This is a genomic window from Alkalibacillus haloalkaliphilus C5, from assembly GCF_000269905.1.
GTDB classification, from domain to species: domain Bacteria; phylum Bacillota; class Bacilli; order Bacillales; family Alkalibacillaceae; genus Alkalibacillus; species Alkalibacillus haloalkaliphilus_A.
In genome coordinates, this window is sequence record NZ_AKIF01000009.1 from 1 (window position 1) to 16,478 (window position 16,478).

Sequence of the window (16,478 nt, forward strand, 5' to 3'; positions counted from 1 at the left end):
CGGACCTAATTTTCCGAGCGTTACGGTTCGTGATTTAGTTGAGGTTCAGTTTTTAGCATTGAAGAAATTAGGGGTTAATCATTTACGAGCTGTCATCGGTGGTTCTTTAGGCGGAATGCAAGTGTTGGAGTGGGGGTGATGTACCCAGACTTTGTAGACGCGATGATCCCAATCGCTGTGACTCCTCAGTTTAGCGATTATGCTATAGCTTTTAACCACATTTCAGCAAAAGCGATTAAGCAAGACGCTAACTGGCAGCGGGGTGAAGTCCCAAAAGAAGGATTAGGATTAGCACGTGAAATTGGTATGATTACGTATCGCTCAGCACCTTTATTTCAGGAAAGATTCAACCGAAAGAAAACAAATGATGAGTATGACGTTCAGTCTTATTTAGATTATCAAGCTAACAAAATCATTGATCGTTTTGATGCAAATAGTTATTTAACATTGTTGGATGCGATGAATGGTCACGATGTTGCACGTGGAAGAGGTGGCTATGAAGCGGCATTAGAGCAGTTAGAAGTTCCTGTTGTGGCTCTTGGGTTTCATCATGACTTACTGTATCCACCGCAAGAAATTAAGTCATTTGTTGATGATGTTAATTTGCTAGGTGGTTCAGCTAACTATTATGAAGTTGAAACGATCTTTGGTCATGACGGGTTTTTAGTGGAGTTTGACAAGTGGGGACACGTCATTGGAACAGCGTTAAAAAAGTTAACATTTAAAATTAATAAATAGGAGTGATGAATAATGAGTCAAAAAGATTATCGTTTAGAGACAATTGGAGTACATGGTGGATTAGAGGCTGATCCGACAACAGGTGCAAGAGCGCTACCGATCTATCAAACGAACTCGTATAAATTTGATAGTACAGAACATGCAGCTAATTTATTTTCGCTGCAAGAGGAAGGCTTTATTTATTCTCGTATCGGCAACCCGACAGTTGGTGCATTAGAAGAACGTGTCGCACAGTTAGAAGGTGGAATTGGCGCCTTGGCATTTTCAAGTGGTATGGCTGCGATTTCAGCTGCCATTTTTAATATAGCTGAAGCGGGTGATGAAATTGTCGCTGCATCAACGTTATACGGTGGAACATATAACTTGTTTTCAACAACGTTACCGAAACATGGTATTACGACACATTTCGTTGACCCAACAAAACCAGACAATTTCCGCCAAGCGATTACACCAAAAACGAAAGCGATTTTTGCTGAAACAATCGGAAACCCTGGCTTACACGTATTAGATATTGAACGTGTTGCAGAAATTGCTCATGAGGCAGGCGTGCCGTTAATTGTCGATAATACGTTCCCTTCACCATATTTGTTACGTCCTATTGAATATGGAGCGGATATCGTTGTTCATTCAGCGACAAAATGGTTAGGCGGTAATGGAACGACATTAGGTGGTGTGCTCATTGATGCTGGTCAGTTCGATTGGAATTCCTCAAAGTTTCCTGGCTTCACTCAGCCAGACCCAAGTTATCACGGCATTGTTTATGCTGAAGCATTACCTGAAGCAGCGTTCATTACGAAAGCACGTGTTCAAGTGTTACGTGACACAGGAGCTTCCTTAAGTCCATATAATGCGTTTCAAATCGCGTTAGGGTTAGAGACGTTACATGTCCGCATGAAAGAGCACGTTGCAAACGCTCGTCGGATCGTTAAGTATCTAGAACAACATCCGGGTGTAGAGTGGGTGTTGTATCCAGAAAAAGATGATCATTCTTCAAATGAGTTAGCGAAAAAGTATTTACCAAAAGGTGCTGGTTCGATTGTTGTTTTCGGTATTAAAGGTGGTAAAGAAGCAGGGTCTGAAGTAATTAATCAAGTGGAATTGTGGTCTCATCTAGCTAACGTAGGGGATGCAAAAAGTTTAATTATTCACCCAGCGAGTACGACGCACCAACAGTTAAGTGAAGAAGAAATTGCCCAAACAGGTGTGACTGACGATTTAATTCGTTTATCAGTTGGAATCGAAAATGTTGATGACCTAATTGAAGACTTAGAGCAAGCAATTAAAGCCGCAACAGGTGAGTTATCACAAGTTGAACGTGTTCATTCATAATAAGGAGGAAGCGAATGGGTTCGGTTAACGTAGCTTTGTTAGGTTTTGGCACAGTAGGAAGTGGTGTGTATGAGTTAATAGAACGAGAACAAAGACGGTTGTCTAAAACGCTGAACTGCTCAATAAATGTTGTAGCTGTTTTAGTGAAAGATGACTTCATTGATCGTAATGTGTCTGAAAATGTTTTAGTAACGTCTAATATGGATGATGTTTTAGCACAGCCTGTTGATGTCATTGTCGATGCGATTGTTGGTGTTGAGCCTGCCTTTACTTATTTGTGTCAGGCGATTGACCAAGGGTGTCATATTATTACAGCTAACAAAGAGATGTTTGCTTATAAAGGGTTTGAACTTAAAGAAAAAGCAAAAGAACAAGGTGTAGCTGTACATTATGAAGCGACTGTTGCAGGTGGTGTACCTGTCATTCGAACACTTAGTCAGTTGGTTTCGGTTAATGAAGTGGTTCGGATTGAAGCTATTTTGAATGGAACATCTAACTATATTTTAAGTGAAATGAGAAATAAGCAGATTGATCTCAATACAGCCTTACAAGAAGCACAACGTCTAGGGTATGCAGAGGCCGATCCAACTAATGATATTGAAGGGTTCGATGCCTTTTATAAAGCTGTTATTTTAGCAGAGCTTGTAACAGAAGAGCGGGTTAATTTTAATCAGGTTTTCCGTCAAGGTATTACAGGCTTAAGACACGAAGATGTGATTAATCAACAACTGAAAGGGAATCGAGCAAAACATATTGTTACCTTATCGATTAAACAAGGTGAAGTAAATGTTGTAGTTGAACCTAAATGGCTTACGGCAGAGCACCCTTTATATGATGTAGAAGGGGTTAACAATGGTGTTGTCGTCACTAGTCAATACAATGGCCAACTTAAACTTGAAGGTCCGGGTGCAGGGAAGGGGCCAACTGCTAGTGTGATCGTTGAAGATTTAGTCCACATTTTTAAGCATGAACAAAAAAAGTCGTTCATTAGTTTCGAATGACATGCGTTCTTCCTCATAGGATTTGTGTTAGAATAGTGAAGGATTTCCCTATGAGAAAGGACGTTTTCAATGAGCACAACATACAAAACACCACTTTCCCCTCAATATGACCCATGGGAAGCATATATGGATGTTGAAGAACATGGTGATATGGTGTTATCGAACATTGAATTTACAACAACTCACTTATGTAATATGCGGTGTCGTCATTGCGCAGTGGGTGACACTTTAATGAAAAAAGACCCAGACGCTTTGCCGATTGATTTATTAATTAAAAGACTCGATGAAGTGCCACATCTTAGAACGTTAAGTATTACGGGCGGAGAACCGATGTTATCGAAAAAGTCAGTAGATGAATACGTTGTGCCTTTATTGAAGTATGCACACGAACGAGGCGTACGAACGCAAATTAATTCTAACCTGACTTTACCATACAGTCGTTACGAAGCGATTATTCCTTATTTGGACGTATTACACATTTCGCATAACTGGGGAACAGTAGAAGAGTTTGCAGAGACCGGTTTTGCTCTAATGGATCGCAAACCTTCTTATGAAAACCGAGAAATGTATTTTCATAGAATGGTAGAAAACAGTCAAAAGTTATCAGAAGCGGGTGTCATGGTTTCAGCTGAAACGATGTTAAATAAGCGTACTTTTCCTTACTTAGAAAAAATACATGATCATGTTCTTGAAATGGGATGTGACCGTCATGAAATTCACCCGATGTATCCGGTAGATTTCGCTAGCGACCTGCAAACGTTATCGCTAGATGAAATGCAAGAGGCGATTAACCGTTTGCTAGACCATCGTGATGAAAAGGTATGGATGTTGTTTGGTACAATGCCTTTTTACCCTTGTAACCATTCAGAAAAAGACTTAGAACTATTGAAAAGGTTAGACCAAGCAAACAATGTGACAGTTCGTAACGATCCAGATGGGCGTTCACGGTTAAATGTTAATATATTTACAGGCGAAGTGACAGTAACAGACTTTGGAGATGAGCCTTCTTTGGGTAATGTTCACGATACAAAACTTCTAGATTCATATCATCAATGGTTAAAAACAAAGACAGCACAATCACTGAATTGTCATTGTCCAATCGCTAAATGTTTAGGTCCTAACGTGTTAGTAAAAAACACGTATTATCAAGAAGTCGACTTTCAGCAACGTCAGGCAAAAATTGAAATAGAAAATCGCTAAAAACTCGGTCAATGTGGCCGAGTTTTTCTATAGTATAAATCTGATAATTCTGATTATTTGAAATAGCGTTGTATATTTCGACATTAAACAGTAATATTAGAATTAATATTCATAAAATTGTCATTAAAGGGAAGGAGCATCAAGAAATGAAGTTAATCGCCAAATTAATTGCGGGTATTATACTAGGTATTGCTGTTGGACTTATAGGGATTGAGTGGTTAACGAGGTCGTTAATTACATTTAGCGACTTATTTGGACAGTTTATTGAGTTCATGATTCCATTAATTATACTGTTCTTTATTGCATCAGGTGTATCAAAGCTTGGGCATGGATCTGGTAGATTAGTAGGTTTGACAGTTGGGACAGCTTACACGTCAACTATTCTAGCAGGTATTGCTGCATTTTTCATTGCAACATTAATTATGCCTATGGTGGCTTCAGAACGTTCTGCACCAGAAGAAGGTAGCGCATTAGAAGGATATATTGATTTAGCTATTGATCCTTTAATGGGAGTTATTACAGCGTTAGTACTAGCTTTTACGTTCGGTATTGCGATGGCTAAGTTAAATAGTGAAACGTTAATTCGTGTGTTTGATGAAGGTAAGTCAGTCGTGGAATTAGTTATTGTTAAAGTAATTATTCCATTACTTCCATTCTTTATTGCTGGAATTTTTGCTGAATTGGCTTCAGAAGGTACTGTATTTGATACGTTAAGAGTGTTCGGTGTTGTATTAGTTGTTGCAATTGCGACACACTGGGCGTGGATTATTCTTCAGTATACAGCTGCTGGACTTTATATTGGTCGAAATCCATTCAGTTTGCTTAAAACAATGTTACCAGCGTACTTTACTGGTTTAGGGACAATGAGTAGTGCTGCGACAATTCCAGTTACGTTAAAACAAGCGAAACAAAACAAAGTTCGAGAAGAGGTCGCAAACTTTAGTGTCCCATTAAGTGCAACAATCCACTTGTCAGGTAGTGTTATTACGATTGTCAGCTGTACAGTAGCAGTTATGGCTGTATTAGATGGCTACACGGTACCAAGCTTCTTCGAGATGTTACCAGTCATTGCAATGTTAGGTATTATTATGATTGCAGCTCCAGGAGTTCCAGGTGGAGCGATAATGGCGGCGATTGGTATTTTAGGCTCAATGTTAGGGTTTACTGAAGCAGCTATTGCGTTAATGATCGCTTTATATATGGCGCAAGATAGCTTCGGAACAGCAGCTAACGTTACAGGTGATGGTGCAATTGCACTGTTCGTTGATAAGTTTACAAGTAAGTTTAAAGGATAAAAATAAGGCAACCTCTTTAAGTAGAGGTTGCCTTATTTTAATACGTCAATAATCCGATTATAATCATCAAGACTAATAATGTTGCATTGGGTGAGCTTATGAGTAGAAGTTTTTTGATCCACACATCTCTACTATAGCGATCTTGTTGTGTCTCAGTATGATAGTTAGCTCTTACACGATCTCCGCGATTAAGAGCACCTGTTAAAATACCTGCTATAACGAGTGGAACAATTGCACCTACACTAATGATGGTCAGTGGTACATTCCAATCACCAGTGAAAGCCCCAACTAATAAAGCGACAACTGTAAATGCTAACCCAAAGCCAACGTATGAAAATTTCTTGATAATAAATCGCCCCTTATCATTAATTAATCCTCATCTACAGGGTAGACGCCATTTTCATCATGAACTTCTTTACCTGATAGAGGCGGGTTGAATACGCAAACAACGCGCATGTCTTCACTACCACCACGTAATAAGTGTTCATCATGTTCATCTAAAGAGTAAACTGTGCCTGGTGTAATTTTATATACTTTACCGTCTTTTAATGTCTCGACTTCACCGTCACCTTCAATGCAGTAAACAGCTTCTAAGTGGTTTTTGTACCAAATGTGAGTTTCAGTTCCTGCTTTGATTACAGTGTCATGGAGTGAGAAGCCCATTCCATCTTTCTTTAAAAGTAAGCGACGGCTTTCCCAATTTTCACCCTTAACTTCGTTTTCTGACCCGATTACATCTTGTAATTTTACAATTTTCATTAGTAGATTTCTCCCTTCGAATATGTTTGTTATAGAATTTTACTTAAAAACTCTTGTGTACGTGGGTTTTGTGGATCTTCGAAAATTTGTTGTGGGTCGCCTTCTTCCATCACAACACCTTCATCCATAAACATAACGCGGTCACCAACTTCGCGAGCAAATCCCATTTCGTGTGTTACGACGACCATCGTCATACCTTCTCTTGCTAAATCTTTCATAACTTCTAACACGTCACCAACCAACTCCGGATCTAATGCCGATGTTGGTTCGTCGAATAACATAACTTTGGGTTCCATAGCTAGTGAACGTGCTATAGCTGCACGTTGCTTTTGTCCGCCTGATAGACTTTCAGGGTAGGCATCTGCTTTGTCGGATAACCCAACTTTTTCTAAAAGTTGTAAAGCGATCTCCTTAGCTGCCTCTTCTTTCATACCTTTAACTTTAACAGGTCCAATAGTAATATTTTCTAGCACCGTCTTATGTGGGAACAAATTAAAGTGCTGAAATACCATTCCTACTTGTGAACGGACTTGGTTAATGTTAGTTTTAGGGTCATTAATTACATCTTGATCGATTGTAACTTCGCCTGATGTAATGTCTTCTAAAAGGTTGATACACCTTAGAAATGTACTTTTACCAGAACCTGAAGGCCCGATTACACAGACTACTTCACTTTCTTTAACTTCAGCATTTATTCCTTTTAAGACTTCAAGGTCCCCAAACGACTTGTGTAAATCTTTAACAGTAATCATCTATACATCTAACTTCCTTTCTACACGACGTAAAATTACCGAAGTTGGAATTGTAATCATAAGGTATATGATACAAACCATAACGAGAGTCTCAAATACTTCGAATGTTGCATTATAGTATTGTCTACCTTGGTATACTAATTCTCCAACAGCAATGACGGAGAATAAGGAAGTATCTTTCAAACTAATAATAAATTGATTACCTAATGGTGGAATCATCCGCTTAAAGGCTTGAGGCCAGATGATGTAGCGCATCGTTTGTCTTTCGGTTAACCCTACAGCACGTCCAGCTTCATACTGTCCTTTATCTATCGAATGAACAGCTCCACGAACAATTTCAGCGATGTAAGCACCTGCGTTTATTGTGATTGCAATTATAGCAGCGGTTAAACCACTGATATTAACACCAATTAAATCTTCCGAAATACCGAAATAAATAAATAAAACTTGTACTAAAATAGGCGTTCCTCGGACAACTTCTACAAAAATGGTGCTTATACCTCGAATGAATCCATTTTTAGATAATCTACCAAGTCCTGTGAACGCTCCAAGAATAAAACCTAAAAATAAACCGACTATTGTAATTAGTAAAGTTAGCTTCAAACCTTCATATAAAAAGGGTAACGATTTAATATAGGCTGAGTCCATTAGTGCTTCAAGCATTCTATTAATCTCTCCTTCTATGAAGTCGCATTACGGTTACGACTCAGTATGAAAAAAAGCGTAACAAGCATGTACTTGTTACGCTTGAATATAGTAGTGTCCGTGTTGTTATTTAATTTTTACTCTGGTGATTCGCCAAACCATTTTTCGTAAATTTCATCATAAGTCCCGTCTTCTTTTACTGTAGCTAAAGCTTCATTAACAGGTTCAACTAGTTCAGAGTCTTTAGGGAAAGCAATCCCGTATGGTTGACCTTCTAAAACGTCACCTACCGTTTTAAGTTCATCTTCTGCATTCTCCATAATGTAGTACTGAACGTTAGGTAAATCATAAAGAACAGCATCTAACCGACCTGCTTCTAAGTCCATATAAGCTGTTACGATTTCTGGGAACGCTGTAACATCAGCATCTGTGTTGTCTAATAGGTACTCCTCACTTGTAGAACCTTGACGAGCACCAACTTCAAGACCGTCAACATCATCAATTGATTCAATATCTGAATCCACCGGAACCGCTAAAATTAAACCTGAATCGTAATAAGCATCTGAAAAGTCAATTGTTTCTTGTCTTTCTTCTGTAATAGAAATACCAGCAATACCGATATCGTTACGACCTGATCTCATTGAAGCTAATAAGCCGTCAAATTCCATCGTTTCATACTCAACCTGGAACCCTGCTTCTTCAGCGATTGCGTTAAGTAAATCGATATCAAAACCTTCCATTTCACCTGTATCAGGATTTAAATATTCAAAAGGTTGGAAGTTTGCATCTGTGGCAACTGAATATGTTTCCATATCACCGTCTCCACCTTCACCATCTGTACCACATGCTGCAAGAATTCCAATTGTGAACATCGCAACAAGTAAAATAGTTAACTTTTTCATTATGTACCCCCTACCAAATTTTGTTTGCCAACTTTATTTTCTCATGGTTTTAATAGTTTTGGAAAATGACATTAAACTACATTATTATGAATTATCTGATATCTGAGCTGATTTTTCGTAGTAGAACTCAATCACTTATAAAATAACTGTTGTTTTTTTAATAATCCTTTCGTTTAATCTACATTTCCCTTTAACAATAAATATGGTAGTTGTACAAAAAATATGATAGAAAAAAGCTTTGTACGTTTTCGTTACGTACAAAGCTTTTGTTTAAAATTAATATGGATCTGACGGGTGCCCCATTTGTTCAGCATTATGAACGGCTTCTTCCATCTTATCATCTTTAGGCATCGAGTTAAGTCCTTCAGCGACACGTTTTCCGTATTCTTCATCGGCTTTTGTGAAGTTCTCAATCATTTGGTTTTGAATGTCTTTATGACATTGAGACAATGCGCCAACTAAATTGTTAATTAAGTCGTCACGCTCCCAGTCATTAAGACGACGATATGTCTCACCAGCTTGTCCGAAGTTGTTTTGGCGGTCGATTGGCTCTCTTACAATGTTTCCTTCGACGTACGGTTCATGTTCTTGACCATTGTTCTGATCTTCTGTGTATCCACCAAGAAGTGAAGGTTCATAGTTAATATGTGGGTTTTTATCTTCACCGTAATCTGTTCGGTAATCCATTTGCCCGCCGTTTTGGTTCGTGCGTATGCCTTTAAGTGGACTGTTAATAGGCAGTTGTAAGTAGTTAGGTCCTACGCGATAACGTTGTGTGTCTGAGTATGAGTACGTACGCCCTTGAAGTAGTTTATCATCTGAGAAATCTAGTCCATCTACTAATACACCCGTACCAAAAGCAGACTGTTCAACTTCAGCATGGAAGTTTTTCGGGTTTTCGTTAAGTACCATTTTCCCGACTTTGTGCCAAGGGAATTGATCACGGTACCACAGTTTAGTTGGGTCTAGTGGGTCAAAGTCTAACTCAGGATGCCCACCTTCTTCCATAATTTGAACGTAAAGCTCCCATTCAGGTAATTACCTTCTTCGATTGCTTCATATAAATCTTGCGTTGCATGGTTAAAGTTCATGCCTTGAATATTGTCGGCTTCTTGTTGCGTTAAGTTTTTAATACCTTGCACAGGCTCCCAATGGTATTTAACTAAGACGGCTTTTCCATCTTTGTTCACCCACCTGTAGGCATGAACACCTGAACCTTGCATTTGTCTATAGTTAGCTGGAATACCCCATGGTGAGAATAAAAATGTAATCATATGTGTCGCTTCTGGTGATTGACTAATAAAGTCAAAGATTCTTTCAGGGTCTTGAATGTTTTTGACAGGATCTGGTTGAAACGCGTGTACGAAATCAGGGAATTTAATCGGATCACGAATAAAGAAGATTTTTAAGTTATTACCGACTAAGTCCCAGTTACCATCTTCTGTGTAAAATTTGATGGCAAAACCGCGTGGATCTCGTAACGTTTCGGGTGAATGTTTTCCATGGTTAACTGTCGAGAACCTCGCAAAAACAGGTGTGCGTTTTCCTTTTTCAAATACTTTTGCCCGCGTGTACTTCGAAATAGGTTCACCGTTTACTTCACCGTATGATTCAAAGTAACCGTGTGCACCAGCTCCGCGGGCGTGAACGATCCGCTCAGGGATTTTTTCTCGGTCGAAGTGGCTAATTTTCTCAAGAAAATCGTAGTTTTCAAGAACGGTTGGGCCGCGTTTTCCGACTGTTCTTGTGTTTTGGTTATCTGTGACAGGGTGTCCTTGCTGATTTGTTAGTTTTGATTTTTGATTTTCATCTTTGCTGTCTTTATTTTTCATATAACAATTCCTCCTTTCAAATTCACATTTATTGTGTGCAAAAAGAGGAAATTTAGTATAAAAACAACAAAACACCTCTTTTATGTTTGTACATAAAAGAGGTGTTAACGTTATTGTTCATCTTTAAAAGAGCTTGAAAAGCGCTTCACCGCTTCGTCATCTGCATCAAGGTAAAGTGAACGAGAAGGGAGGGCGATTGACACATCTTCTTCTTCTAAAATGTCCATAATCTTGAAGTTAATATCTTCTTTAATTTCTAAGTATTCTTCCCATGCCGTTGTCTTCGTGAAGAAGTAGAGCATAATATCCAAGCTACTGTCGTTATAGTTGTCAAAGCGTACAAAAATTGTTTCTGGATGAATGTCCTCGTGGTTTTCTAACAATTCACGGATGCGTTTAACAACTGACTCAAGCTTATCTTTCGGTGTACTATATTCAACACGTAAATTGAAGAATATACGACGTTTGCCCATTTCACTCCAGTTCGTAATGGGTTCATTTGAAAGGGTCGAGTTCGGGATCGTGACAAGTGATTCCGAAAATGTTCTAATACGTGTACTTCTAAAGGTAATATCTTCAACGACACCTTCAACGCTAGGGGTTTCAACCCAATCCCCCATTGTGAATGGTTTTTCAGTAATGATGACGACCCCGCCAAATAAGTTTCTAATCACTTCTTGTGCCGCTAAAGCAAATGCAAGACCACCAAGACCTAAACCAGCAACAAAACCACTGACGTCATAGCCGAATTCTTGTGCAATAATACTTAAGCTGATGGCAACGACGATAAAGCGGACAGCTTTTGATATAAACGGAATTAGTATTTGATCAATTTCTAAATTTACTTTATCACTGACTTTCATTAGTAATAAAGATGAACTGGATGCTAAGTTAAACAGTCCCCAAGTGATGATTAAAATAACCGAAGACCTAATTAAGCTTTCAAATAGGTCACCTTGTTGGTTAATGAATGGTACATAATCAACAGCGATATAAATACCTATAATGACAAAGAGTAACCTCACAGGTCGTTCATACGACTTCACAACGAAATTAAGTAGATCTGACCCTGACTTATTTGTCAGTTTTAAGATGAAATAAAAAACATACTTAGCAAATAGTTTTCTTAGCAAAAGAAAGACTATTAGAATTCCTAAAGCAATACCTAGATTAATCCATAAGTCGTAATCGTTTATGTATTCCCAAAATCGCCAGTTCATATTATTTCTCCTTCATCTTTAACGCCTCTTTAAAACTATTATTATCATACTATACACATCTTAAAACATAAAGAAGCTGAATATGTAAAAACCTCGAGCTAATATGCCCGAGGTGGTCTGTTAAACGGCAGAAGCTTCAATAGCACGGATGACGCGATCTGCTGTGCTGCCACTTGATTGAGGGTTTTGTCCTGTCACAATGTTGTGGTCACGTACGGAGAAGTCTGCCCACTTTTCACCACGTTCAAAGTTTGCCCCTTGTTCTCGAAGTTTTTCCTCTAACATAAATGGCATATGCTGATCTAATTGCATTTCTTTTTCTTCTTCGTCAGTAAATGCCGTTACTTTTCTATCTTTAACAATTGGAGTACCGTCTTCATAAGTGACGTTAACAAGTCCGGCTGGTCCGTGACAGACAGAGCCGATCACTTTTTCTTTTTCAGCAAATTGTTGTAAAACATATTGAAGTGTTTCGTGATCTGGGAAGTCGAACATCGTACCGTGTCCGCCTGGTAAAAATATTGCATCGAATTCACCAGCATCACCTTTTGTTAACTTTTCTGTATCTTTTAGTTCAGATTCAGCAGCTTTCCACTCTGGATTGTCTTCAATACTATTCGGGTCCAGTGGTACTTCGCCACCTTCAATACTCGTTACTTTTACGTCATAGCCTTGTTCTTTAAACTTCACATATGGTAATGCGAACTCTTCTAACCATAGACCTGTTTTGTGATCATCTGTAATTTTCGTATGATTAGTTAACACCATTAAAACTCTTTTTGTCATGTCTACTACCTCCTTCTGTGGTAGTATTTATAACATTTATGAAAATTATGAAGCAAACCAGATGCTTATAAAAAGAAAAATCCCTAAAAAGGGATTTAACATAATTGAGGTGGAATATTAAAGTTCGTATCAAATGTGTATGGAGGTGCCGGTTCAAGTACTGGGATTGGGCCATAAGCTGGTGGATGTTGAACGTAATGGAAGTAAGAGCAGCTATCCATACTCGGTCCATGAGCCCAACGCCCCTCTGCGCTCGCATCTCCACGTGAAAAGTTATAAAAATCATAAGCGACTTCTTTTAATTCTTGGTCTGATGGGAAAGTTGATGGTACAACAATGCCTTCTTTTTCTTCAAGCTCACAAATAGCAGCTAACCACATATTTTGGTGCATACGATCACGTGCAATTAAGAAAGATAACATTTCTTTAACACCAGGGTCATCAGTCATTTCATACAATCTTGCTGCTTGTAAACGCCCTTGTGATTCGGCTGTTAAATTGGCTCTAAAATCAGCAAGTAAGTTACCACTAGCACCGATGTAATCAGCAGTCCAACTGTTACCATTACTGTCTTGAGGCATCGCACCAAGTCCTGAAACGATCGCGTGTTGCGGGTTCATCCCGCCAATAATGGCTGCCATTGCAGGGTCTTGCGACGCTTCTTCCAAAGTTCCCACTGGTGCATCATCTAGTAAGCGTGCAATCATCGTTGCTAACATCTCAACGTGCGCTAGTTCTTCTGTTCCAACGTCGTAAAGCAAATCTTTGTACTTGCCTTCCATACGTAAATTAAAACCTTGGAATAGGTACTGCATGGCAACAGAGATCTCACCATATTGTCCGCCTAATATTTCTTGTAGTTTTCGTGCGAATAGTGGATCTGGTCTTTCTGGCTTGGCTTCAAATTGAAGTTCCTTAATGTGATAAAACAAGAGTTTCACTTCCTTATTTTTTTCTTTTAGGTATCTGTGTATAGTTATGCATTTGCCTTGGCTAATGTCTCGTAAATAAGTAAAAATAGGCATTTAACTCATAACAATGGACAATCTAATAACAACACGAGTGAAGGTGGCTAAATTAATGGAACGGTATGATGTCATTATTGTTGGTGGCGGATTAGCTGGTATAACGTGTGGGATTGAACTCGCCAAAGCCCGGTATAACGTATTAATATTGGAGAAAGCATCGCACATGGGAGGTCGTACTTCTTCGTGGGATTTTAACGGTATGGCAGTAGATGCGGGTTTTCACAGAGTTATTGGTTATTACAAACATTTTCCAAAGTTGCTCCACCAAGCAGGCATTAACTTAAATGATATCGTCGTCTGGGAAGAGAAGTTGGATGTTTTATCACCAAAGCATAAGCACGTTACGACTTTTGGAGTCGCGCCTTTTCATGGACCGATTAAAATACTAAGGGCCATGCTAGGTAATAACAAATCAATCTCACCTAAAGCGAAACTATCGCTTATGCCATTTTTCAAAAATGGTCTTCACGAATTTAAGGTTGATCCGAAGAAATTAGATCAGACTAGCATATTAGACTTCGCACGTGAACATGGCGTCCATGAAGATGCGATCCACTTATTTATCGAAGCGATGTGTCGAGGTGTATTTTTCACACCATCAGAGAACTTTTCAGCCTATGTCTTTTTTGGGATACTAGCACCGGCTCCGCAAAGGTTTTACAAAATGCGAATTGGTAGCTACTTAGGTGGAATGAGCGAAGTGATGATTAAACCGCTAGTGGATTATTTTGAAAACCTAGGTGGTGAGGTAACTTTAAACCAAGGTGTTGAAAGGTTGTTAGTTGAAGGAGAGGAAGTGGTAGGAGTTGATCTTGGGCATGATAAGTTCTATGCAGAGCAAGTCGTATTATCGACAGATATAGGAGCTGCTCAAAATATCATTAGTCAGTCACCCCTAGACCAAATAAACTTTTATTCGTTATTAAAGTTACCGACTTTGCCTGCCATTTCAGTTCAAATAGAATTAACAGAGCCTGTGTTAGAGCATGATCGAACTACTTTTGCTCCAGGAACAGTTTTAGGAAGCTTCTCTGAACAGTCGAGGTCAACATTTAGACAATCAAAAGGCCGTTTGTCAGTGATGCTCGTATCAACTGAAGAACTAGAGGTGCTTACAGATAAAGAGTTAATTGAATTAATTTATAAAGAAGCTGATGAAATTGGGATTAGTATGAGAAATAAAGTGATCGATTATCGGGTTGTTAGGCATAGTGACAAATTTTACTCAGTTGCACCTGGACACGATTTATTAAGACCAAGTCAAAATACTGTTGTTCCTGGTTTAACGCTATCTGGAGACTATACAAAGCAGCCTTATTTATCAACGATGGAAGGGGCGGTTTTATCAGGAGAGCTAGCAAGTGAAAATGTAATAAATGCGCTTCGTGAAAGCCAATAAAAAACTGCTCATAACATAGTGAGCAGTTTTTCGTTTATAATATTCTTCTTTTCGGTGGTTGTCTTGTATTATCTTTAGTATTTAGAATGCTAGGTCGTTTATCGTTAAATGGTAATGGTGATCGCACTAATGTTAGGAAGAATGCTCTTGGATTAAACGGTAGTAATGGCCACATGTACGGAACATTCAGTGTTTTCGTTTTAATTAATGCAAGTAGCCAGATTGTAACAGCAATAATAAATCCGACAACGCCAAACGCAGCTGCGAAAGTTAAAAATACTAAGCGGAAGATTCTGTTCGCTAAACTTAATTCGTAACTTGGTGTTGCGTAGTTTCCGATAACGGCTGCGGCAATGTATAAAATGACTTCATTTGTAAATAACCCTACCTCTACAGCTATTTCCCCAATTAATATGGCAGCTACAAGACCTAATGCAGTAGCCAATGCGTTAGGGGTGTGAATGGCAGCCATCCTTAATATATCGACCCCAATTTCTGCGAGTAAAAACTGCACGTACAATGGAATAGTACCCGGGTCATCCGGCCCTAAAAAGGCTAAATGTTCACCGCCTAAGTGAGGATTTGTTGCAAGTAAGTACCACATCGGTAAAATAAATAAAGCAATTAATACTGAAATGAAGCGAATCCAACGTAAGAACATGCCAACAGCGGGAGCTTGTCGGTATTCTTCTGCATGTTGCAAATGGTGCCAAAAGGTCGTAGGGCAAATCATGACACTAGGTGAACCATCTACTAAAATTAGAACATGCCCTTCCATGAGATGAATACTTGATGTATCTCCTCGTTCAGTGTAGCGAACGAGTGGGTAAGGGCTTAGTCGTTTACCGAAAATATATTCTTCTAGTGTTTTCTCACCCATCGGTAAACCATCTACATCAATATATTCTAATTCTTTTTTGATTCGATCCACTAATTCTTTGTCTGCAATGCTGTCAATATAAGCAAGTGCAATGTCTTTCTTTGATCGTTTACCAATTTGTAAGTACTCCATAACTAAAGAGCGATCTCGGACATGTCTGCGCATTAAAGCAGCATTAAAGACAATCGTCTCTACAAAACCATCTCTTGGTCCGCGCACGACTCTTTCTAAGTCTGGCTCTTCAGGTGAACGAATCGGGTATTCACGCGTATCAACCATCACAGCGGTATTACAGTTCTCAATAATGAGAGCTGTCTGGCCTGCTAACACTTGACCAATCACTTCTTCTAAGTCCTCGGTTGTTTCTACTTCTTGGTGTGGAATAATCGACTGGGTAAGAGTATCAATTGGGTTTTTCTTTAAGTCTTCGATTTCTAGATCATTTAAGCTTTTTAATGTCTCGATCATCGATAAGTCGTTAGCAAAACCATCGATAAAAAACATCGCCATTCTCCTACCGCCATGAACGAGTTTGTGGTGAATGACGTCGAAGTTTTCTTCTACCCTTAATTCTTTAGTTAAATATTCGACATTCTTTTTGAAGTTTTTAGATACAGGGACTTGGTTACCAGGTTTACCCACAGTTCACCCTCCAATCAGTCTAAAAGTGACTAATCATATTATTAATCAGTCACTGAAAGTTATGCGGTGT

General features: G+C 38.9%; 15 protein-coding genes and 1 pseudogene. 6 read left to right on the forward strand and 10 right to left on the reverse strand.

Going from position 1 to position 16,478, the window contains the following annotated elements:
• Positions 1-138: 138 nt before the first annotated feature.
• From A194_RS16930 to A194_RS0101880, 5 genes are all read left to right on the forward strand, one after another.
• Positions 139-738: a homoserine O-acetyltransferase family protein gene (locus A194_RS16930; protein ID WP_017185184.1), complete on the forward strand. Its 600-nt coding sequence runs from the start codon at positions 139-141 to the stop codon at positions 736-738.
• 12 nt (positions 739-750) lie between these two features.
• Positions 751-2,067: an O-acetylhomoserine aminocarboxypropyltransferase/cysteine synthase family protein gene (locus tag A194_RS0101865; RefSeq protein ID WP_017185185.1), complete on the forward strand. Its 1,317-nt coding sequence runs from the start codon at positions 751-753 to the stop codon at positions 2,065-2,067.
• Between the two features lie 14 nt (positions 2,068-2,081).
• Positions 2,082-3,068, forward strand: coding sequence for a homoserine dehydrogenase (locus A194_RS16935; RefSeq protein ID WP_017185186.1), 987 nt, complete (start codon positions 2,082-2,084; stop codon positions 3,066-3,068).
• Positions 3,069-3,137: 69 nt separating this feature from the next.
• On the forward strand, positions 3,138-4,268 hold the full coding sequence (yfkAB, locus tag A194_RS0101875; RefSeq protein WP_017185187.1) for a radical SAM/CxCxxxxC motif protein YfkAB: 1,131 nt from the start codon (positions 3,138-3,140) through the stop codon (positions 4,266-4,268).
• A 146-nt stretch (positions 4,269-4,414) separates the two neighbouring features.
• Positions 4,415-5,563, forward strand: a complete 1,149-nt coding sequence (locus A194_RS0101880; protein WP_017185188.1) for a dicarboxylate/amino acid:cation symporter — start codon at positions 4,415-4,417, stop codon at positions 5,561-5,563.
• Positions 5,564-5,600: 37 nt separating this feature from the next.
• Here A194_RS0101880 and A194_RS21255 read toward each other — a convergent pair whose 3' ends face one another.
• The 9 genes and pseudogenes from A194_RS21255 to A194_RS0101920 all read right to left on the reverse strand — a co-directional run bounded on the left by A194_RS21255 (position 5,601) and on the right by A194_RS0101920 (position 13,391).
• Positions 5,601-5,933: a DUF5316 family protein gene (locus A194_RS21255; protein ID WP_192808099.1), complete on the reverse strand. Its 333-nt coding sequence runs from the start codon at positions 5,931-5,933 to the stop codon at positions 5,601-5,603.
• A complete protein-coding gene (locus A194_RS0101885) occupies positions 5,933-6,322 on the reverse strand; it encodes an ectoine synthase (protein WP_017185189.1) in 390 nt (129 codons plus the stop codon). The genes A194_RS21255 and A194_RS0101885 overlap by 1 nt, the downstream gene beginning before the upstream one ends.
• Positions 6,323-6,351: 29 nt before the next feature.
• Entirely contained in the window at positions 6,352-7,074 is a 723-nt protein-coding gene (locus A194_RS0101890; protein WP_017185190.1) for an amino acid ABC transporter ATP-binding protein, read from the reverse strand.
• On the reverse strand, positions 7,075-7,737 hold the full coding sequence (locus A194_RS0101895; protein WP_017185191.1) for an amino acid ABC transporter permease: 663 nt from the start codon (positions 7,735-7,737) through the stop codon (positions 7,075-7,077).
• A gap of 119 nt (positions 7,738-7,856) precedes the next feature.
• Positions 7,857-8,621: a transporter substrate-binding domain-containing protein gene (locus A194_RS0101900; RefSeq protein ID WP_017185192.1), complete on the reverse strand. Its 765-nt coding sequence runs from the start codon at positions 8,619-8,621 to the stop codon at positions 7,857-7,859.
• A gap of 276 nt (positions 8,622-8,897) precedes the next feature.
• Positions 8,898-10,453 (reverse strand): annotated as a pseudogene (locus tag A194_RS16940) (catalase).
• 110 nt (positions 10,454-10,563) lie between these two features.
• Complete coding sequence (locus tag A194_RS0101910; protein ID WP_017185193.1) at positions 10,564-11,673, reverse strand: mechanosensitive ion channel family protein; 1,110 nt, start codon at positions 11,671-11,673, stop codon at positions 10,564-10,566.
• A gap of 120 nt (positions 11,674-11,793) precedes the next feature.
• Entirely contained in the window at positions 11,794-12,459 is a 666-nt protein-coding gene (locus A194_RS0101915; RefSeq protein ID WP_017185194.1) for a type 1 glutamine amidotransferase domain-containing protein, read from the reverse strand.
• A gap of 95 nt (positions 12,460-12,554) precedes the next feature.
• A complete protein-coding gene (locus A194_RS0101920; RefSeq protein ID WP_017185195.1) occupies positions 12,555-13,391 on the reverse strand; it encodes a manganese catalase in 837 nt (278 codons plus the stop codon).
• A gap of 148 nt (positions 13,392-13,539) precedes the next feature.
• On the opposite strand from A194_RS0101920, the gene A194_RS0101925 reads away from it, so the two are divergent.
• Positions 13,540-14,886: a hydroxysqualene dehydroxylase gene (locus A194_RS0101925; RefSeq protein ID WP_017185196.1), complete on the forward strand. Its 1,347-nt coding sequence runs from the start codon at positions 13,540-13,542 to the stop codon at positions 14,884-14,886.
• 34 nt (positions 14,887-14,920) lie between these two features.
• Here the strand turns inward: A194_RS0101925 and A194_RS0101930 are convergent, their stop codons facing one another.
• Positions 14,921-16,408, reverse strand: coding sequence for a spore germination protein (locus tag A194_RS0101930; RefSeq protein ID WP_017185197.1), 1,488 nt, complete (start codon positions 16,406-16,408; stop codon positions 14,921-14,923).
• Between the last annotated feature and the right edge of the window lie 70 nt (positions 16,409-16,478).